This is a genomic window from Paracidovorax sp., assembly GCF_057642795.1.
Genome location: NZ_JBXYZY010000034.1, coordinates 255,018 through 273,619, shown reverse-complemented (window position 1 = coordinate 273,619; position 18,602 = coordinate 255,018). Strand labels below are relative to the sequence as shown.

The 18,602-nt window shown below is 66.2% G+C and carries 19 protein-coding genes; 10 read left to right on the top strand and 9 right to left on the bottom strand.

The features are described 5' to 3' along the window. The first annotated feature begins 14 nt into the window (after positions 1 to 14). Positions 15 to 1,454, top strand: a complete 1,440-nt coding sequence (locus AC3A84_RS14230; protein WP_487970467.1) for an NAD-dependent succinate-semialdehyde dehydrogenase — start codon at positions 15 to 17, stop codon at positions 1,452 to 1,454. A gap of 143 nt (positions 1,455 to 1,597) precedes the next feature. Here the strand turns inward: AC3A84_RS14230 and AC3A84_RS14225 are convergent, their stop codons facing one another. The 3 genes from AC3A84_RS14225 to AC3A84_RS14215 all read right to left on the bottom strand — a co-directional run bounded on the left by AC3A84_RS14225 (position 1,598) and on the right by AC3A84_RS14215 (position 3,809). Beyond that, a complete protein-coding gene (locus AC3A84_RS14225; protein ID WP_487970465.1) occupies positions 1,598 to 2,296 on the bottom strand; it encodes a DUF4124 domain-containing protein in 699 nt (232 codons plus the stop codon). A gap of 71 nt (positions 2,297 to 2,367) precedes the next feature. Further along, complete coding sequence (locus AC3A84_RS14220; protein WP_487970463.1) at positions 2,368 to 2,664, bottom strand: hypothetical protein; 297 nt, start codon at positions 2,662 to 2,664, stop codon at positions 2,368 to 2,370. Between the two features lie 230 nt (positions 2,665 to 2,894). Then, positions 2,895 to 3,809, bottom strand: a complete 915-nt coding sequence (locus AC3A84_RS14215) for a LysR family transcriptional regulator (protein WP_487970461.1) — start codon at positions 3,807 to 3,809, stop codon at positions 2,895 to 2,897. Positions 3,810 to 3,921: 112 nt separating this feature from the next. Between AC3A84_RS14215 and AC3A84_RS14210 the strand changes: the two genes are divergently transcribed. Further along, on the top strand, positions 3,922 to 4,572 hold the full coding sequence (locus tag AC3A84_RS14210; RefSeq protein WP_487970459.1) for an NAD(P)-dependent oxidoreductase: 651 nt from the start codon (positions 3,922 to 3,924) through the stop codon (positions 4,570 to 4,572). Between the two features lie 131 nt (positions 4,573 to 4,703). Here the strand turns inward: AC3A84_RS14210 and AC3A84_RS14205 are convergent, their stop codons facing one another. The 3 genes from AC3A84_RS14205 to AC3A84_RS14195 all read right to left on the bottom strand — a co-directional run bounded on the left by AC3A84_RS14205 (position 4,704) and on the right by AC3A84_RS14195 (position 8,700). After that, the gene (locus tag AC3A84_RS14205) at positions 4,704 to 5,663 is read right to left on the bottom strand and encodes a chemotaxis protein (RefSeq protein WP_487970457.1); all 960 of its coding nucleotides are present in this window, start codon (positions 5,661 to 5,663) and stop codon (positions 4,704 to 4,706) included. Between the two features lie 457 nt (positions 5,664 to 6,120). After that, on the bottom strand, positions 6,121 to 7,395 hold the full coding sequence (locus AC3A84_RS14200) for a CaiB/BaiF CoA transferase family protein (protein WP_487970455.1): 1,275 nt from the start codon (positions 7,393 to 7,395) through the stop codon (positions 6,121 to 6,123). Between the two features lie 108 nt (positions 7,396 to 7,503). Further along, complete coding sequence (locus AC3A84_RS14195) at positions 7,504 to 8,700, bottom strand: acyl-CoA dehydrogenase (RefSeq protein ID WP_092939756.1); 1,197 nt, start codon at positions 8,698 to 8,700, stop codon at positions 7,504 to 7,506. Between the two features lie 159 nt (positions 8,701 to 8,859). Here AC3A84_RS14195 and AC3A84_RS14190 point away from each other — a divergent pair, with 159 nt between their 5' ends. From AC3A84_RS14190 to AC3A84_RS14180, 3 genes are all read left to right on the top strand, one after another. After that, on the top strand, positions 8,860 to 9,807 hold the full coding sequence (locus AC3A84_RS14190; RefSeq protein WP_487970453.1) for a LysR substrate-binding domain-containing protein: 948 nt from the start codon (positions 8,860 to 8,862) through the stop codon (positions 9,805 to 9,807). Positions 9,808 to 9,970: 163 nt separating this feature from the next. Continuing rightward, positions 9,971 to 10,198: a hypothetical protein gene (locus AC3A84_RS14185; RefSeq protein ID WP_487970451.1), complete on the top strand. Its 228-nt coding sequence runs from the start codon at positions 9,971 to 9,973 to the stop codon at positions 10,196 to 10,198. Positions 10,199 to 10,367: 169 nt separating this feature from the next. Further along, complete coding sequence (locus AC3A84_RS14180; protein ID WP_487970449.1) at positions 10,368 to 10,511, top strand: hypothetical protein; 144 nt, start codon at positions 10,368 to 10,370, stop codon at positions 10,509 to 10,511. A 416-nt stretch (positions 10,512 to 10,927) separates the two neighbouring features. Here the strand turns inward: AC3A84_RS14180 and AC3A84_RS14175 are convergent, their stop codons facing one another. Then, a complete protein-coding gene (locus AC3A84_RS14175) occupies positions 10,928 to 12,589 on the bottom strand; it encodes a histidine kinase famiy protein (protein ID WP_487970447.1) in 1,662 nt (553 codons plus the stop codon). A gap of 480 nt (positions 12,590 to 13,069) precedes the next feature. On the opposite strand from AC3A84_RS14175, the gene AC3A84_RS14170 reads away from it, so the two are divergent. Continuing rightward, entirely contained in the window at positions 13,070 to 13,543 is a 474-nt protein-coding gene (locus tag AC3A84_RS14170; RefSeq protein WP_487970445.1) for a hypothetical protein, read from the top strand. Positions 13,544 to 13,744: 201 nt separating this feature from the next. On the opposite strand, the gene AC3A84_RS14165 is transcribed toward AC3A84_RS14170, so the two are convergent. Then, positions 13,745 to 14,284 carry a GNAT family N-acetyltransferase gene (locus AC3A84_RS14165; RefSeq protein ID WP_487970443.1) on the bottom strand — a complete coding sequence of 180 codons (540 nt, stop codon included), beginning with the start codon at positions 14,282 to 14,284 and terminating at the stop codon, positions 13,745 to 13,747. A gap of 579 nt (positions 14,285 to 14,863) precedes the next feature. Between AC3A84_RS14165 and AC3A84_RS14160 the strand changes: the two genes are divergently transcribed. Together AC3A84_RS14160 and AC3A84_RS14155 are read left to right on the top strand one after the other, a co-directional pair. Next, positions 14,864 to 16,069, top strand: a complete 1,206-nt coding sequence (locus tag AC3A84_RS14160) for a tyrosine-type recombinase/integrase (protein ID WP_487970441.1) — start codon at positions 14,864 to 14,866, stop codon at positions 16,067 to 16,069. A 586-nt stretch (positions 16,070 to 16,655) separates the two neighbouring features. Continuing rightward, positions 16,656 to 16,934 (top strand): helix-turn-helix domain-containing protein, encoded by a 279-nt coding sequence (locus tag AC3A84_RS14155; RefSeq protein WP_487970439.1) that lies wholly within the window; start codon positions 16,656 to 16,658, stop codon positions 16,932 to 16,934. Between the two features lie 3 nt (positions 16,935 to 16,937). Here AC3A84_RS14155 and AC3A84_RS14150 read toward each other — a convergent pair whose 3' ends face one another. Further along, positions 16,938 to 17,519 carry a hypothetical protein gene (locus AC3A84_RS14150; RefSeq protein WP_487970438.1) on the bottom strand — a complete coding sequence of 194 codons (582 nt, stop codon included), beginning with the start codon at positions 17,517 to 17,519 and terminating at the stop codon, positions 16,938 to 16,940. Between the two features lie 274 nt (positions 17,520 to 17,793). On the opposite strand from AC3A84_RS14150, the gene AC3A84_RS14145 reads away from it, so the two are divergent. Next, complete coding sequence (locus tag AC3A84_RS14145; RefSeq protein WP_487970436.1) at positions 17,794 to 18,027, top strand: hypothetical protein; 234 nt, start codon at positions 17,794 to 17,796, stop codon at positions 18,025 to 18,027. Between the two features lie 3 nt (positions 18,028 to 18,030). Beyond that, on the top strand, positions 18,031 to 18,597 hold the full coding sequence (locus AC3A84_RS14140) for a JAB domain-containing protein (protein WP_487970434.1): 567 nt from the start codon (positions 18,031 to 18,033) through the stop codon (positions 18,595 to 18,597). Positions 18,598 to 18,602 lie beyond the last annotated feature (5 nt).

Genomic DNA, 18,602 nt, shown 5'->3' with positions numbered 1-18,602 from the left:
CAGGAGCTTTCTGCATGACCTATCCCAACACGCAACTCTTCATCGCCGGCACATGGCAGGACGCCGCCGATGGCAAGACCATCGCCGTGCACAACCCTTCCACCGGCAAGGAGATCGGCCGTGTGGCCCACGCCGGCAAGGCCGACCTGGACCGTGCGCTGGAAGCCGCCCAGAAGGGTTTCGAGGCCTGGCGCGATCTGCCTGCGATCGAGCGCGCCAAGGCCATGCGCCGGGCCGCCGCCCTGATGCGCGAGCGCGCCGATTCCATCGCCCGCATCCTGACGCAGGAGCAGGGCAAGCCGCTGGCTGAAGCCAAGATCGAAGCCATGGCTGCTGCCGACATCATCGAGTGGTTCGCCGACGAAGGCCTGCGCATCTATGGCCGCATCGTGCCCTCGCGCGGCAACCTGAACGTGCGCCAGCTGGTGCTGAAGGATCCTGTGGGCCCGGTGGCCGCCTTCACGCCCTGGAACTTCCCCATCAACCAGGTGGTGCGCAAGATGGCCGCCGCGCTGGGCGCGGGCTGTTCCATCCTCGTCAAGGCGCCTGAAGAAACCCCGGCCAGCCCGGCAGAACTGATCCGAGCCTTCGCCGATGCCGGCGTGCCCGCCGGCACGGTGGGCCTGGTGTATGGCGATCCGGCCGAGATCTCCGGCTACCTCATTCCGCACCCGATCATCCGCAAGGTCACCTTCACGGGCTCCACCGCTGTGGGCAAGCAACTGGCAGCGCTCGCGGGCAAGCACATGAAGCGCGTGACCATGGAACTGGGTGGCCATGCCCCGGTGATCGTGGCGGAAGACGCCGACGTCGAACTGGCCGTCAAGGCCGCAGGCGGCGCCAAGTTCCGCAACGCCGGCCAGGTCTGCATCTCGCCTACGCGCTTCCTGGTGCATGAGAGCATCCGCAAGGATTTCGTCGCAGCGCTCACGCGCCATGCGCAGAGCCTGAAGGTGGGCGATGGCCTGGCCGAAGGCACGCAGATGGGCCCGCTGGCCAACCCGCGCCGCGTGAGCGCCATGGCCGATCTGATGCAGGACGCCGTGAAGAACGGAGCGCAGGTCACGGCCGGAGGCGAGCGCATCGGCGGCGAGGGCAACTACTTCCAGCCTACCGTGCTGGATAACGTGCCCCTGTCGGCGCGCATCTTCAACGAAGAGCCCTTCGGCCCCGTGGCTGCCGTGCGCGGCTTCGAGAAGATCGAGGACGCCATCGCCGAAGCCAACCGCCTGCCCTATGGCCTGGCGGGCTACGCCTTTACCAGCTCGCTGAAGTACGCGCACTTGCTGTCGCAGCGCGTGGAAGTGGGCATGCTCTGGATCAACCAGCCTGCCACGCCGTCGGCCGAATTGCCTTTCGGCGGCTTGAGGGATTCCGGCTACGGCTCTGAAGGCGGCCCGGAAGCCATCGAGGCACACCTGAACACCCGGTCGGTGTCGATTACCAACGTGTGATCTGCGCCTGAGCGCCCCTGCCAGGGCATGTGCCCTGGCCCTGGGGCAATCAGCAGCCGGGCCGTTGCGCGCTGCGATCCTTAGCCCGCGATGGCTTGATCTCGGTGCGCTGGCCTGCCCCTCGCCGGCGGCCCATTACCGCATCAGTGCGGATACACGTTGCCCTGCCGGTCGTAGCAGCGGAACACGTTGCACTGCGTCATCTCCGGCCGGGGCTGCGGCGCTGGCCGGGGTGGCACGACCACCACGGCGGGCGGCGCGTAGTACGGCGATGCGTACTGCGGCGCCACATAGGCCGGCCGGTTGGCGCGTGCCCGTTCGGCTTCGGCATAGGCTGCTGGCGTGAGGCACGCCAGATCGGCCTGTCGTTGGGCCGCGTCCAGTCGCGTCGCTTCGTCGTACATGCCTTGGCCGAGGCTGGCCGTGGCTTCCTGCAGCTGCAGGCGTGCGCGCTGGCAGGCTGCGCTCTGTGACGGGTCCGCCCGCGCCTCGTTGCCCCTGCGCACCTGCGCACTGCGCTCACGCGCATCGCGGGCGGCATCCAGCCGCGCCTGTTCGGCGTCGGTGCGCAAGCGTAGCTGGCGTTGCTCCAGTGCCTGCGCCGCCTGTTCCCGTTCCTGGCGCAGCTGCGCCTCGGTCTTGCGCGGCTCCACTTCCGTCACAGCCGCACCACGGCCGCAGGTGCCGTCGGTGTAGGTGACCTTGCCGGTGGCCGCGTCGGTGCAGCGCAGCACCTGGGCGCCCGCACCTGCGGCCAGCAGCCCGGCACTGGCCGCGCAGGCGAGCGCCCGCAGCAGCCGCGATGGGCGGGAGGGAGAACGGGGGGGGGGCGGCGATGGCATGAGACGGCTTAGAGGGAAGCGATGGTGCACGGCGAATGCGCGATGCTGCGAGTGTGCGGCAATCCTGGCGCTCAACGCCAGTCGTTGGCCAAGTGGGCGTTGCCTCGCTGCCATACCGGCCGCGGGGCGGGCGCGGAGCGGGGCAATGGAATGCCGCCCGGGCTGGAATAGACGTAGCGCGGCGGCGGCTCGTTCACCGGATGGGTGGAGTAGGCGGCACTGTCGCCGCCCATCGCGTCGGGGACATGCGGGTATTGGCCATAGTCGTTGTCGTCGTAGGGATGGTCCGGAAGTGCGACACAGCCCATGGTCAGCCCGGTCAGCGCCGTGGTGGCGGTGAGCCGCAGCGCGAGCAGCAGAGGGGGCATGGCCTGTCTCTTTCTTTGGGAGTGGATGTGGCCCGGGAACCTCGCTCGTGGGCACTTTTCACCTGGCTGGGCATCGGTGCGCCGTATCCGCCAGGCGGCGTGTTCTTTCATGACTGACGCGCTACGGCTTGTTTTGGTTGACCGTGCGCTCTGGTCCGCGGCCACCGTGGTGCTGACCTTGCAGGCGGGCTGGCGCGTGATGCGGCCCGTGCCGCACAACTCCTGCCGGCTCAGTCGCTCACGCCCGGCTGCTGCCGCAGGTAGCTCTGCAGCGCGGAGATGGCCTGGCGCACCTTGGCGGGCTGGGTGTCGCGCTGCGGGGTGACGGCCCAGATGCGCAACCCGTCTGCCGGGCCGAAGTGCCATTGCGGCATTAACCGCACCAGCCGGCCGCTGTCCAGCGCGTCCTGCACGTCGATGCTGCCCACCAGGGCCAGGCCCAGGCCGGCTTCGCACATCTGCTGGATCGACAACTGGTTGTTGCTGGCGATGCGCGGCTGCACGCGCAGCGTGTGCGACTCGGCACCGGGCGCGCTGCGCTTCATCTCGATGCCAAGGCCGCCTTCGCGCGCGAAGCCCAACCAGGGCTGGGCCAGCAACTGCCCTGGCGTTTGCGGTGTGCCATGCCGGGCCAGCCAGTGCGGCGCTGCGCAGAGCCACCAGTGGAGCGTGCCCAGGCTGCGCGCGGCCCAGGATGAATCGGGCAGGCCGCCGAAACGCACGGCCAGATCCACCCGCGCCTCGATGAGGTCGATGAGCGCGTCGTCCACCAGCAGATGCAGGCGCAGGTCCGGGTGTGCAGCCAGCAGGGGGCCGAGGGCCGGCGAGATGTGCCGCGCGAAGCCCACGGGTGCCGCCAGCCGCAACTCGCCACTGGGCACGTCGCGCGAGGCCGCTAGTTCGGCACGGGCCTGTTCGGCGGCTGCGCACATGGCTGCGCACTGCGCGTGGTAGCGGGCGCCAGCTTCGGTCAGGGCCAGTTTGCGGGTGGAGCGGTGCAACAGCGTGACGCCGCCCGACTGCTCCAGTAGCCGCACCTGCTGGCTGATGGCCGAGGGACTGAGCCCCAGCGCACGTGCGGCCCCGCTCATGGATCCGTGCCGCACCACGGTGGCGAAGATCGCCATGCGTTTGAGATCATCCATTGTGAAGTTGGCCTTCAAGGAGAAGGCTGAAAAAGCCATCTAGTGCGTTGATTGTGCATTCCATACGATGAGGGCATCGCCTCGATGGCTCTTTTGACGGAAGGACACTCTGATGAAAATCGCTTTGATTGGTACGGGTTTTGTGGGCAGCGCGGTGCTGGAAGAGTTGCTGGCGCGCGGCCATCGCGTCACGGTATTGGCCCGCCATCCCGACAAGCTGGAGCCGCGCGAAGGCCTGAGCGTGGTGACGGCTGATGCGCAGGATGCCGCACGAGTCGCGGCTGCCGTACGCGGCCATGATGCGGTGATCAGCGCCTACAACCCCGGCTGGACGGTGCCGGACCTGCACGATCAGTTCCTGGCCGGCAGCCTCGCCATTCTGGAAGGGGTGCGCGCCTCTGGCGTCACGCGGGTGCTGGTGGTGGGCGGCGCGGGCAGCCTGTTCGTGGCGCCGGGCGTGCAGCTGGTCGATACGCCGGAATTCCCGGCCGAATGGAAGCAGGGCGCCCTCGCAGCCCGCGAACTGTTGACCCGCATGCGGCAGGACCAGCAACTGGAATGGACCTTCCTTTCCCCAGCCATCATGCTGGAGCCGGGCCCTCGTACCGGCCGCTACCGCCGCGGTACCGAATGGCCCCTGATGAACGGCGATCAGCCGGGCCGCATCAGCGTGGCTGACCTGGCCGTGGCGTTGGTGGACGAGCTGGAAGCTCCGCAGCATGTGCGGGCGCGCTTCACGGTGGCGCAAGAGCTGCCCGCCTGAGCCGGAACAGGGCATCCGTGGTGCGTGGCGGCCGGCCCCAGATCGGCTGCCCCGGGGGTGCTATGAAAAAAAGAGCTGCCAGCGCTTGCAATAAAAGCGCTGGCAGCTCTTTTGACGACGAATTGATGGTTTCAGGTCGGCAGCACCCGGCGCATGGTTTCGGCCAGATCTTCGGCAACGAACTTGGCAACGTAAGCGTCTGCGCCGACGCTGCGCACATGGTCTTCATTGGCCGAGCCCGAGAGCGAGGAATGGATGACCACCGGAATGTTCTTGAGCCGGGCATCCTGCTTGATGTTGCGAGTCAGGGTGAAGCCGTCCATCTCGGGCATTTCCAGGTCGGTCAGCACGAGGGAGATGCGGTCGGCCGCGGTCTTGCCCTCGGCTTCGGCGCCCCGCGCGATCGCATTGAGGCGGTCCCACGCCTCCTTGCCGGACTTGGTCATTTCGTAGGGCGCCTGCAGGGCCTGCAGTTCCTGCTCGATGAGCGTGCGGGCGACGAAGGAGTCGTCCGCCGCCAGCACGATGCTGCCGGGCTTGATCTTCAGGCGCGGGCCGACCTTCTCCGGGTCCACATGGTGTTCGTCCGAAGGCGACACCATCTGCAGGATGGCTTCGACGTCCAGCACCTGGGCCAGGCGCGAGCCGTCGGTGTTGCCGTCCAGCCGGGCGATGCTGGTGACCAGCTTGCCGCGCGCGCCGCTGGTTTCGGCGGACAGCACCTGTTTCCAGTCCAGCCGCACGATGTCTTCCACCGATTCGACCGCGAAGGCCTGGGTGGTGCGTGCGTATTCGGTCACCAGCATGATGTTCAGCCCCGTCTGCGGCTTGCAGCCGACGATGGCCGGCAAATCCAGCACCGGGATGATCTGGCCCCGCAGGTTGACCACTCCCAGGGAATGCGGCGTGGCGCCCGCGATCGGCGTGATATTGGGCATCGCCACGATCTCGCGGATCTTGAACACATTGATGCCGAACAGCTCCGACTTGCCGAGTGCGCTGTCGGTGCCCAGCCGGAACAGCAGCAATTCGAACTTGTTCGTGCCTGTGAGGTTGGTGCGCTCGTCGATGTCCTGCTGAACTGCTTTCATTGCTACTCCTTGGCGCGGATGCGCCTGCAGACAAATTCTAAGGGGGGGGCGGGTGTAAGGCCCTGCTGGCGTTTACCCCGACTGCCCGGCCTGTGTGCCGCAGGGGTCAGGCCGCGCCTGCTGCTATTGCGGCCTGTGGGTCCAAGGGGCGCCGGCAAGCATGGAGTCTGCCGGTGGGACGGGTGTCGCGCGCGACCCCAGCGGACGCCTTCAGGTCGTGGCAGCCGTCTGGGGTGGCCTTGTCGCTGATCGGTGCCGTGGTTGATCGCGGGAACCTGGGCTGCGAGGGCGACGTAGTTGTCTTCGGGGTCTTGCCTGGCGTCACGGAGCATACGTCGATGGGCGTGAGCGGCTGGCCTGTCGTGGCGCGTCCCACCAGGGCGCGCCCGCTGCTGCTTGCAGGCCGCTTGAAGTCGAAAAAGGTGGGCTGCGCGTTGCATGCCTGTGGCCCAGCCGTTCAGACCACGTTCGCGCTCCGCAATGCCGCGATGCCAGCCGCATCCAGGCCCAGCTCGGCCAACACTTCGTCCGTGTGCTGGCCCAGAGCCGGCGGCGCATGGCGCAGCACGGGCGGGTGGGCCGAAAGGCGGAGCGGGCTGGCTACGGTGGCGATGGTGTCCACCCCGTCGCCGGCATCGCCCTGCGGCCAGCGGGGCAGGTCCACCCGCAGGCCGCGCGCCTGCACTTGCGGGTCGTCGAAGGCCTGGGCGATGGTGTTGATGGGGCCGCAGGGCACGGCCTTGTCCTGCAGCAGGGCAACCCACTCGGCCGTGCTGCGTGAGCGGGTGAGCGGCTCCATCAACGCGATCAGCTCGGCCCGGTGGCGAACGCGCAGGGTGTTGGTGGCAAAGCGCGCGTCCTCGGCCCACTGCGGCATGCCTGCGGCGGCGCAGAAGCGGGCGAACTGGCCGTCGTTGCCGATGGCCAGCAGCATGTTGCCGTCGGCCGTGGGGAAGTCCTGGTAGGGCACCAAGCTGGGGTGGCTGTTGCCCATGCGGCCGGGCGATGCGCCCGTGGCGAGAAAGCCCGCCGCCTGGTTGGCCAGCACGGCCATGCCCACGTCCAGCAGCGCCATGTCGATGTGCTGGCCCTGGCCGGTGCCGGTGGCGGCGTTGTCGCGGGCATGCAGCGCGGCCAGGATGGCGTTGCTGGCATAGAGCCCGGTGAAGAGGTCGATCACCGCCACGCCCACGCGCAGCGGGCCGCCGCCGGGCGCGTCGTCGGGCCGGCCGGTGATGCTCATGAGCCCGGTCATGGCCTGCACCATCAGGTCGTAGCCTGCGCGCTCGGCATACGGGCCAGTCTGCCCGAAGCCGGTGACCGAGCAGTAGATGAGGCGCGGGTTGAGCGCGCGCAGGCTGTCGTGGTCCAGCCCGTATTGGCGCAGTCCGCCGACCTTGAAGTTTTCCACCACCACGTCGGCCTGCTGCGCCATGCGGCGGATCAGCTGCTGGCCTTCGGGCGTCGCCATGTCTATGGTGACCGAGCGCTTGTTGCGGTTGCAGGCGGCGAAGTAGCTGGCCTGCGGCGTGTCGCGGCCCTCGGCGTCCTGCAGGAAGGGCGGGCCCCAGTGGCGCGTGTCGTCGCCCGCGCCGGGGCGTTCCACCTTCACCACGTCCGCGCCCAGGTCGGCCAGCACCTGGGTGCACCAGGGGCCTGCCAGCACGCGGGAGAGGTCGAGCACCTTGATGCCCGCCAGGGCGCCGGGCGGGGAAGGGTGGGGCGCGGTCATGGGTGTGGAAACCGTGGGTTTGAGTGAAAACGGCTGGCAGCCCAGGTGGATCAATGGTGGATAGCTATTGATTAGATAGCGCCACCCGGATGCGGCGCGAAGGGTGGGTCAGTTCCCGAACGCCGCGATGCCGGTCTGCGCGCGGCCCAGGATGAGCGCATGCACGTCGTGCGTGCCCTCGTAGGTGTTGACCACCTCCAGGTTGACCAGGTGGCGCGCCACGCCGAACTCGTCGCTGATGCCGTTGCCGCCCATCATGTCGCGGGCCAGGCGGGCGATGTCCAGCGCCTTGCCGCAGTTGTTGCGCTTGATGATGGAGGTGCCTTCGACCGATGCGATGCCCTCGTCCTTCATGCGGCCGAAGCGCAGCGCGGCCTGCAGGCCCAGCGCGATCTCGGTCTGCATGTCGGCCAGCTTCTTCTGGATGAGCTGGTTGGCGGCGAGCGGCCGGCCGAACTGCTTGCGGTCCAGCGTGTACTGGCGGGCGGTGTGCCAGCAGAACTCGGCCGCGCCCATCGCGCCCCAGGCGATGCCGTAGCGCGCGCTGTTGAGGCAGGTGAACGGGCCCTTGAGGCCCTGCACTTCGGGGAACGCGTTCTCTTCGGGCACGAACACGTCGTCCATCACGATCTCGCCGGTCACGCTGGCGCGCAGGCCTACCTTGCCGTGGATGGCAGGCGCGCTCAGGCCCTTCATGCCCTTTTCGAGCACGAAGCCGCGGATAGGGCCGAGGGCGCCGCCTTCGGAGACTTCCTTGGCCCAGACCACGAAGACGTCGGCCACCGGGCTGTTGGTGATCCACATCTTGGTGCCCTTGAGCTTGTAGCCACCGGCCGTCTTGTACGCCCGCGTGGCCATGCTGCCGGGGTCGGAGCCGTGATCGGGCTCGGTCAGGCCAAAGCAGCCGATCCATTCGCCGCTGGCCAGCTTGGGCAGGTATTTCTGTTTCTGCGCCTCCGAGCCGAATTCATGGATGGGCACCATCACCAGCGAGCTCTGCACGCTGGCCATAGAGCGGTAGCCCGAATCGACGCGCTCGACCTCGCGCGCGATCAGGCCGTAGGCCACGTAGCTGAGGCCCGGGCCGCCGTACTGTTCGGGAATGGTGGGGCCGAGCAGGCCGACTTCGCCCATCTCGCGGAAGATGCTGGTGTCCATCTTCTCGTGGCGGAAGGCGTCCAGCACGCGCGGGGCCAGCTTGTCCTGGCAATAGGCGGCAGCGGCATCGCGGATGGCGCGCTCGTCGTCGGTGAGCTGCTGCTCGATCAGGAAAGGGTCGTCCCATTGGAAGGCGGCGTGGGCCATGGCGTGTCTCCGGTATCGGTGAGGGCAGGGTGCCCAGGCATGCAGGCAATGCATGGCGTGAGCTGGTGCCGGCATCGTATGGAGGGCAACGCCACTGCGCAAACGACTTGTTTTCATCCAGAAATGCATAAATGGAATGTCTGGGGTAGTCTTGCGCCCATGCACCGACATCTTCCCTCCACCCAGGCGCTGGCCTGCTTCGAAGCGGCCGCCCGGCATGAGAGCTACACCCGCGCGGCGCAGGAGCTGTCGCTGACGCAGAGCGCGGTCTCCCGCCAGATCCTCGCGCTGGAGGAAGGGCTGGGCGTGCAGCTCTTTCGCCGCACGCGCCACGGCGTGGTGCTGACGCCTGCCGGCACGCGCTACGGCCGCCAGGTCGCCCGCTGGCTGCAGGGGCTAGAGCGCGACACGCTGGAGGTGATGGCCCACCAGGGCCGCGGCGGTGCGTTGTCGCTGGCGGCGGTGCCCACCTTCGCCACACGCTGGCTGATTCCGCGCCTGCCGCAGCTGGCGGCGCTGCATCCCGACATCGTGGTCCACATCGAGACGCGCACGCGGCCCTTCCTCTTCGCCGACACCACCTTCGACGCCGCCCTCTACGCCGGCACGCCCGAGCAGATCGCCCAGTGGCCGGGCGTGCAGGCGCAATTGCTCTTGCATGAAGACGTGGTGCCGGTGTGCAGCCCGCGCCTGCTCGAAGCCGCCGCCCGGCGCGGCCCTGGGCGGGCGCACCAGCCCGTGCCGGCGCAGATGCTGGCGCGCCTGCCGCTGCTGCAACAGAGCACGCGGCCGCTGGCATGGCAGCAATGGTTCGCCGCAGCGGGCGTGGAGGCGCCTCGCGCGCTGGACGGGCCGCGCCATGAGCTCTTTTCCATGCTGGCCGTGGCGGCCACGCACGGCCTGGGCGTTGCGCTGATACCGCCTTTGCTGATCGAGGCCGAGATCGCCCGGGGCGAACTGGTGGTGGCTTGCGCGCAGCCGCTGCGCGGAGAGCGTGCGTACTACCTCATCAGCCCGGCCCAGGAGCCGCCGGCCGTGCTGGCCAGCTTCGCTGCTTGGCTGCAGGAATGCGCCGCGACGAGTGCAGACGAGCGGCGCAGCAGGTGACATGAACGTGCCGGCGCGGATGCACTGGGCCGCGGTCCTCCAAGGTCGCATGCCGCGCGTGCGGCGCATTCAGTGTTGATGAAGTGCGCGCCCGGCGGCGCGGAACCGGCGTGCCCTGTGCGGACTCTGTCATTCACGCGCACCAACGACGAGGAGTTTCGACATGGCCGCCATTCCTTCCACTTACCACGCACCCACGTTCGAGCCCACTCTGGACGAGCTTGAAACCCTCAAGCAGCTGGAGATGGGACGCCCCGTCGGCGTGCCTGAAGCGCTCAAGCACCACCTTTCGGGCCGTCTGCTGCATTGGGGCATGGTCACTCAAGCCGCGGGCGGCGACTGGCACATCACCGATGCCGGCCGCCAGATCATCAAACGCCAGAACAACTGATTGAGCCCTGGCGAGTCGCGCCTCCTGAGCTGTGCGGACGGGGCTGGCGGCAAGCGGTTTCGTCCTACGTACCTCCTGTCAACCGCCCCCTACATTCGCTTGCATCAGTGGGGGCTTCGTGAGCGAGGCGCCCGTCGTCCCGGTTTTACCAGTTTCAAGGAGTGTGACGATGCCGCACCGTCCTCAGCCCGTCGCCCATGTGGCTGCCGGCACCGCAGGCTGCAAGCGGTGTGCGGTGGGCCTGGGTTGCGACTGCTCCCGCCGCATGGCGATGGCCTTCCAGGCATTCCGCCTGGTCGCGCTACCGCGCTGAAATGCTCACCAGCGTGGTCGCACCTGCGTTCCGCCGACTCGCCCAGCCCATCCCATTGCGGGAGCGGCGCGATAACGCGGTCGATGGTTGTGGTGGTGAACGGATTCTTGCTGTCCCACATCCCCGTCCTCATGCGGCTGGCAGGCTGTGCCGGCGGTATGGCACGAGATCAGGCAGGCCAATCAGTCCATCACCCTCGCGATGCCACGCTGGGCCCATTGCCACTGCCGGTGCATGTGGTTTGCGGCTTTCGGCCGGCAAGCCGGGTCAGCCCGTAGAGCCTGACGTGCCAGGTCCGGCCCCGGAACCTGCAGACGCGCCGCCGTACATCGTGTGCATGCGGCCCTGACGTAACGTTCGCCGGGGACGGCTGAATGCCCGCAGCTGCCGTCTTTCTGATCGACGCGCCACGCGTCTCAGCGTGGCCGAAGCATCCGTGCCCCGGTATGCCCGTCGATCGCGAGCCTTACTCTGCGTGCTAGCTCGCTCATGCCGTAAGGCTTCTTCAAGACATCGAATTCCGCACCCTCTGTCACGCCCGAGATATTGCCGTCACCGGCATATCCGGTTGTCAGCAGGATGGCTATACGGGGATTGCGCTTGCGCACCTCCCGAGCGAGCATGAACCCGTTCATGCCTCCGGGCATCAGCACATCGGAAAACACCAGATCCGGCACCACGGGGTTGGTGCGCGAGTCCAGCCTCGCCAGAGCCTGGGCTGCATCGGTAGCCACCTCGGTCTGGTAGCCCAGGCTTTCCAGCATCGCGCCTGCGAGGTCAGCGACCTCCTGCCGGTCGTCCACGATGAGCACGAATTCCGATCCACCCCGCTCGGTCGCCTTCTCGCCCGGCTGCGCGTTCTGGGGCGGGTTCATGGCTTTGCCGGTCGCCGGAAAGTAAAGCTGCACGGTCGTGCCCACTCCGACTTCCGAATAGATGTTGACCGTTCCACCGGACTGCTTGGCAAAGCCATAGACCATCGACAGGCCCAGCCCGGTGCCCTGGCCCTCGGGCTTGGTGGTGAAGAAGGGGTTGATCACCTGCTTGATGAGCTCGGGCGGAATGCCCTCGCCGGTGTCGGTGATACAAAGGGCCACGTACGTGCCCGGCTGCAACCCTCCGTGGGCCGACACATCGGCGTCGGTCACTTCCACATTGCGGGTCTGCAAGGTGACCTTGCCTCCCGACGGCATGGCATCGCGCGCGTTGGTGATGATGTTGAGGATCGCGGCCTCCAGCTGCGTGGGATCGACCTGGCAATTGGCAAGATTCGGGTCCAGCTGCAACTCCAGCGGGATCTCCGCTTTGAGGAGGTCTTCGATCAGCGCGCGGAGGCTTTGGGTCTTGACGTTCAGGTTGATGGGCCTGCCTTCGAGGCGCTGCTTGCGGGCAAAGGCCAGCAACTGCTGCGTCAGCGTGGCTGCGCGCTTGACCGCCTCCGATGCGCTGCCGATGCTGGTCAGCACGGCCTCCGCATCCTTGCCGGCCTGAACCCGACGCTTGGCGATCTCGAGGTGGCCGGATATCACCTGCAGCAGGTTGTTGAAGTCGTGCGAGATCCCGCCCGTCAGTTGCCCGAGCGCCTCCATCTTCTGTGCCTGCGCCAGGGCCTGCTCTGCGTCCCGCCGGCGGCTCACGTCCAACTGCGAGGCGAAAAAATAGACCAGCTGGCGGTCCTTGTTGTAGACGGGCGATACGAAGAGGGCGTTCCAGAACGAGGAGCCGTCCTTGCGATAGTTCAGGATCTCGGTGGTGATCTCCATCCGATTGGCGATGGCCTCCGAAAGAGCGGCCACCGTGGCGCGGTCGGTGTCCGGCCCTTGGAGAAAACGGCAGTTGCTGCCCAGGATCTCTTCGCGCGTGTAACCCGTCATCGAAAGGAAGGCCCGGTTGACGAACACGATGGGGTTATCCGGCTGCCGCGGGTCGGTCACCAGCATGGGCATGCGGGTCGTCTCGATGGCGGTGAAGAAGATGTCGTGTTCGTGGTTTTCGAGCGTGCGCACATCGGAGCTCGCGATCGACACTTGAGGCGCACGGGAGCCCTGAATGGGTGGCTTTTCTTCATGCGAAGTCATGCCTTATTAGAGCAGCAGTTCCCCCGAGTTTTGCGTAAGCGGGGACGTCGCTTTCCATGTCGGCCGCCGTCGCTTTGAAGTGGCTGCACGGCGCTGCCGCTTGGTGCGCAGGCTCGCATCGAACAGCCGGAGCGGCGGGCACGAGGCCGAGTCGCGGGCCGGTCCAGCGGATTGCCAGGCCGCTCGGTGCCGGGACGCAGTTCGTGGCTCCGTCTGCCTGACATCCGCATGCGTGCGCCGCGTGGCGCCTTCTCTCTGGAGGCGATGCGTCTCCGAGGTTGTGCGCAGGCCGCCGCCAGTCAGCGGGGCCTACGCGGGGCCCGCGGGCTGCTTCAGCTGACCTCACAGCTTTGGGGTAAGCGGGTGCTGTGTGTTTCGGCGGTGCCTGCGTCCTACGCAGCTCTGTTGCAAATCCCTCCAGGCATGTCAACGCGACTGGCTCACGCTCGCAGGACCCCGCAAAAAAAGGTGCTTACTCTCATGAACATCCGAAGCCTGCTTCCTTCTGCCTTGATCGGCGCCGTTGCCAGCGCACGTTCCATGACGCCCATGGCGGCCCTGTCCTTGGCAAGGCTTTTGGGCAGGGAAACGCCGGGCGCGCTCGCACTGCTGGACCGACCGCTTTTTCGCGGTGGAGCATTGGCCATGGGGGCCGGCGAGCTCTATGGCGACAAGATGAAGACCGCGCCTGACCGTACCGTCTTTTTAGGGCTGCTGGCCCGGGTCATGAGCGCAGGGATTGCCGGTGCCGCATTGGCGCCGCGCGGCAAAGAGAAGGCAGGGGCCGTCGTCGCCATCACCACGGCGGTGCCTCTGGCCTATGTGACCCTCGATGTGCGGAAAAAAGCGATGTCGCGCATGGGCCAGACCCCCAGTGGTTTGATCGAAGATGCCTTGATCGTCGCCGCAGGCCTGGCCATCGTGGCGGTGGCGACCCGGAGGGAGCGAGCCTGATTCATCGAGCGTCTGTCCACTGCCAGGGCACCGCGGCGACCATAAGTCACCAGGCTAGAAACGAAAAGGCCCACTCGGTGCGGGCATTCGCGAGGCTGAGCTGGGGGCACATGGTGGCTGAGATCCCCATCCCACGCGGACGTACTTTCGGGCGCAGAAGTGGGTATATCGGCAATTGCTACCGCTGCGCTGGCCACCGGGTCACGCAGTCCTGCTGTCCCGCATGACCTTCTCGAACTGAAACGCGTCACCGCCGTCTTCGGGCAAGTCAGCAGGCTCCCCATGGTCTGGCTCAGGATGATGTCGGTTGAAAAACTCGATGATCTTGAAGCCGCACTTGTTGACGTAGAAGTGGATGTTGCGTTTCTCGAAGTAGGGCGTGTGCGTCTGCCACGTGATGGTTTTGGGGTATCGCTCCTCGATCGCGCGCCAAGCCTTCAAACCGATGCCACGCCCTTCCTCGCCCGCGTTCACGAAGAAAAGGTCAAGCGAATTGTGATGCGTTTCGTTGATGGTGAGGACCGCTCCGCCCACGTTCTGACCATTGCGAAGAATGCGTAACGCCACGGCATCGGGTGCATGGATCGCCGCGTCCAGGGTTTTGTCTGCGGGTATCGGCCCATCGGGCAGTTCACCAAACTCTTCCACGACGGCGACCGCAAAGGCGTTCTGCAGTTCCGCCTTGAAATCGGCGATGTCATGAGGTAGTAAGGGCTCGAGGGTGATGCGATCGGCGGTCATATGTCCGGTATATCACCGATTGCCTGCGACCTGCCCCCGACGGGCCGTGCAGAGGGTGGGCTGGCATGACCTTTCCTGCTCATCCCTGCTGTTCAGGTGTGCCTCCACCTGTGAGGCGTGCCCTCCTCAGAGCCCCGCCTGGCCAACCAAGCGCTCACCGGCATCGGGCCTGCGTATTGGCCAAGCAGCGGACTGGGTTTGTGATGCTGACCCTCGACTCGATGGGGCGGGGGCTGTCAAAGGTGACGGAGTCTGGCAGCCCATACCGCGAGTGCCATGCAGCTGAGCTGGCTACGGTGTAGCCCAACTTCCCAAGTGGCCCGATCCACGTCCGCACCCTCAGTCGCGGATGGCTGCTTCGTCGGGAACTGTGGAATGGCGGGAGGGCCTAGAACACTTTCCACACTGGCGTTGCGCCAATATCGCGCCATAAGCTATTGGTTAAATAGCAAGAAAGCCATGGTGCCGGGGCCGCATCCAAACTCAGCCCCGGAACCCGCATGAATGCTGGGCGTGGTTTGACTTTTCGCGGAATGTACCCCCAAATGTACCCCCAGACCGCGAAGGATACCCCCCGCCATGAAGCTCACTGACGCCAAGCTCCGCAACCTCACAGCCCCCGGCAAGCATTTCGACGGCGGCGGCCTCTATCTGGATGTGACCAAGGCGGGCGGCCGGTACTGGCGCATGAAGTACCGGTTCGGCGGCAAAGAGAAGCTGCTGGCCTTCGGCGTGTACCCCGGCGTGAGCCTCAAGGACGCCCGTGACCTGGCCGCCGTCGCCCGCAAGGCGCTGCAGGCTGGAGACGATCCGGGCGAGCTGCGCAAGGCCGACAAGGCCAAGGCGGCGCACGAGCAGGCCAACACGCTGCAGGCGGTGACTGCTGACTGGATGAAGCACCAGGCCAGCCGCTGGGAGCCTGAGACGGCTGGCCGCATCCGCGCATCGCTGGAGGCCGACGTGCTCGATACCCTGGGTCAGCGCCCCATGGCCAGCATCAAGCCGGGGGAGATCATGGCGGCCGTGAAGAAGATCGAGGCGCGAGGGGCCGGCGACCAGGCGGGGCGTGTGCTGCAGCGCGTGAAGGCTATCTACCGCTGGGCCGTGACGCATGAGCGGATCGAGGCGAACCCCATGCTCGACCTGGTGCCATCGGAAATCCTCAAGCCCCGCGAGGTTCAGCACCGCGCCGCCCTTGCCGACAAGGAACTGCCGGCCTTCCTTGCCAAGCTGGAGGCCTATGAGGGCGACCCGCATACCGTGCATGCGCTGCGCATGGTCATGCTGACCGCCACGCGCCCGGGCGAGGTGCGGGGCGCCCGGTGGGATGAATTCGACACCGAGGCCGCCGTGTGGACGATCCCCGCGGAGCGCATGAAGATGCGCACCGAACACCGCGTTCCGCTCTCGCGCCAGGCCTTGCAACTGCTCGAGGCCATGCGCCCGCTGAGCGGTGGCCGCGAGCTGGTGTTCCCCAGCCCCGTCTATCCGTCCAAGCCACTGAGCGAAAACACCTTCAACTCCGCCATGGCGCGGCTGGGCTACAAGTACACCGCCACGGCCCACGGCTTTCGGGCGCTCTTCTCCACCGTGGCGAATGAGGCTGGCTGGAACCCCGATGTGATCGAGCGCCAGCTTGCGCACATGGAGCGCAACAAGATCCGGGCGGCCTATCACCGCTCCACCTACACGGAAGAACGGGCCAAGCTCATGCAGTGGTGGGCCGACTATCTGGACGGCCGCAAGGCGGGGAACGTGGTGGCCTTCACCCAGCGGGCCGCGTAGCCAGCCCCAGCCCAGCAAAGCCGCCACGGTGTCAAGCCCTGGCGGCTTTTCTACGCTTGCTGTTGAATCGTTCAGCCCCGGAAATTGAAAAATTGCCGGGGACACCGGGGACAGATGGCAAAAGCCAGCAACCATGCGGCTTTGAGGGTAGGAGGTGCCGGGGACTGGCAGGGGACAAGGCGGGGACTAAGAGGGGACGAATAGGAAATTTATTGAATAGTGAAATTTCTCATGTATTCACATCCTGCCTTCCCGTTGCAACCTCTTCCCCCCAGCTGTGAGAAACGAGCGGCGACCAGTGCGCGAGCGCGTTCGGACGGTGGCGCACAAGTTCGGAAACGAGCGCGAGAGGGGTTCCCTTGGCGCCGCCATCGCACGCGGGCGGCCTGTGGATAACTTCCATGCCCGCACGTGCTCAAAATTTCAGCAAATTGCCGACCTTTGTAAGCCCTTGTGAGCATTGGTTTTTCCCGAAAGTGTGCGGAAATTATCCACAATGCACATTAGATACGACGGGCGTTATGTCAAATAGTGTGCTGATATTTTCTATTTTGCACACTATCGGGCTTCGTGCCAGAATTGACGCATGACGCTTGACGAATTTGACGCCGCCCTCCATGCCCTGGGATGGAAGGTCAGCGAGTTCTGCCGGGCTACAGGCCTGCACCGCAACACCCCCAGCCGCTGGCGCAATGACGGCGTGGAGATACCTGATTGGGTGCCTAGGCACCTGGGCCTGCTGCTCGATGTGAAGCGCCTGCATGCGGCCCACGTGCTGCCTGAAAGTGACAAGGGTGCTGGGTGGTACGTGCAGGACCTGCAGCGTCTCCACGCGGCTTATCTGGCGCCGCCCGCTGGCGAATAGCTGTCAACCAGGCTTTTGGCCGGGGTCATCAGGTGCATGCGCTGCGGCTGCGAGGGCTGTGCGCTCCCGCTCCCGCTCCCGCTGGGCGGCCCTGCGCGCATTCAATTTGGCTCGATGCGCCTCTGGTGCCTCTGCGTAAGCTGCGCGGCGTTGCGCGTTGCGTTCGTCCCTGCGGCGCAGCTCGTGCCGCTGGTCAATGGCTCGGTAGAGCTCAGGATTGGCGGCCCTGCGTGCGCGTTTCTGCATGGCCTGGGCCTCGCGCCACTGGTCTGTCTGCCTTTTTCTCCAGTTTCTGAGGTGGGCGTTGCGTGCTTCGCGTTGGTCTTCGGTTTCTTCGCTGCGCTCGATCTCGGCCTGCGTCTCCCTGAAGGCCTGCAGCGCGGCCCTGGCCAGCGCCCGTTCTGCTCCGAACTCGCGGTGAAACCATCGCTCGTGCCCGCCTGGCTCGCCGTTGGGTGGTGGGCTCTTTCCCTCCAGATACACGACTTGCGCGGGCGCTTGCCACATGCGGCGCCGCAGCTCTGCAGCCTGGTCTTCCATGCGTGAGCGCCAGCCTTTGATTTGTTGAGATTCGTCGGTAGCCATGTACGCCTCCCCCGTGCATAATGCCTGCAACCCCTGACCGGGGCCGGTGCGTAGAAACACCTTTTCGATAAGCGGCGCGACCTCCCCGATAGCGAGGTTTTGTCACGTCTGGATTCAGCACGCAGGGCATGGCCATGCGTGTGCGGTTTCGGGCGGGATGGCCAAAGCGGTAACGCCTGGCGCACGTCTTATCGCGTGTTTCTAACATCCCGTCCACCTGCTGCGCGTAGAAACGCAACAGGTGGGTTTCAAGTCTCGATAAGGAGCAGAAGCCATGACCCTCGTCATCTCCCCGGCTGGCCGCAGTGATGCGCCCAGCAGCCCTCCAGGCGCCTGCCTGTCAGCCCCCGCCGATCCTATTCAACTGCATGCCGAAGCGCACAATGCGCTGGCCATGGCGCTGCACTATCTGCGCCAACCATCGGGCCTGAATGTGCCGGGTGCGAAACGCAAGGCAGTGCAGGCGCTGGCGGCGTTGCGCCGTATGGATGTGATGGGGAGGGCTTGAGCCATGGCCGTAGCAGACAAGCCCAAGACCCCAGCGCGTGCCGCGGCCAAACGGCCGCGTCTCGTTGCTGAGGCTATCCCTGCTTTTGGTGTGGCTGATGGCGTGCAGAGCTGGCGCCATGGCCTGCGTGCCCGAGAGCGTGCGACCGTGGATCGCGCCCTGGCGATTCTTGGCGCTAGGCTGCGCAATGCCGGTGAGGTCTTCGACAGCCCTGCAGCCGTGCGTGCATACCTGTCGCTGCACCTTGCTGCTGATCCTTGCGAGCGATTCGCGGTGCTGTACCTCGACAGTCAAAACTGTGTCATTGCCTATGAGTGCCACTTCTCCGGCACGCTCACGCAGACCAGCGTCTACCCCCGGGAAATCGCTGTAGCTGCGATGAAGCACCAGGCTGCTGCCGTGATCCTGGCGCATAACCACCCCAGTGGAAAAGTGATGCCCAGCAAGGCGGATCACTCGCTGACCCGGGCGCTGAAAGACACGCTCGCGCTGATCGATGTGCGCGTGTTGGATCACATCATCGTGGGCGGTGTGCAGTCTTTGAGCATGGCAGAAGAAGGTTTGATGTAGGGAGT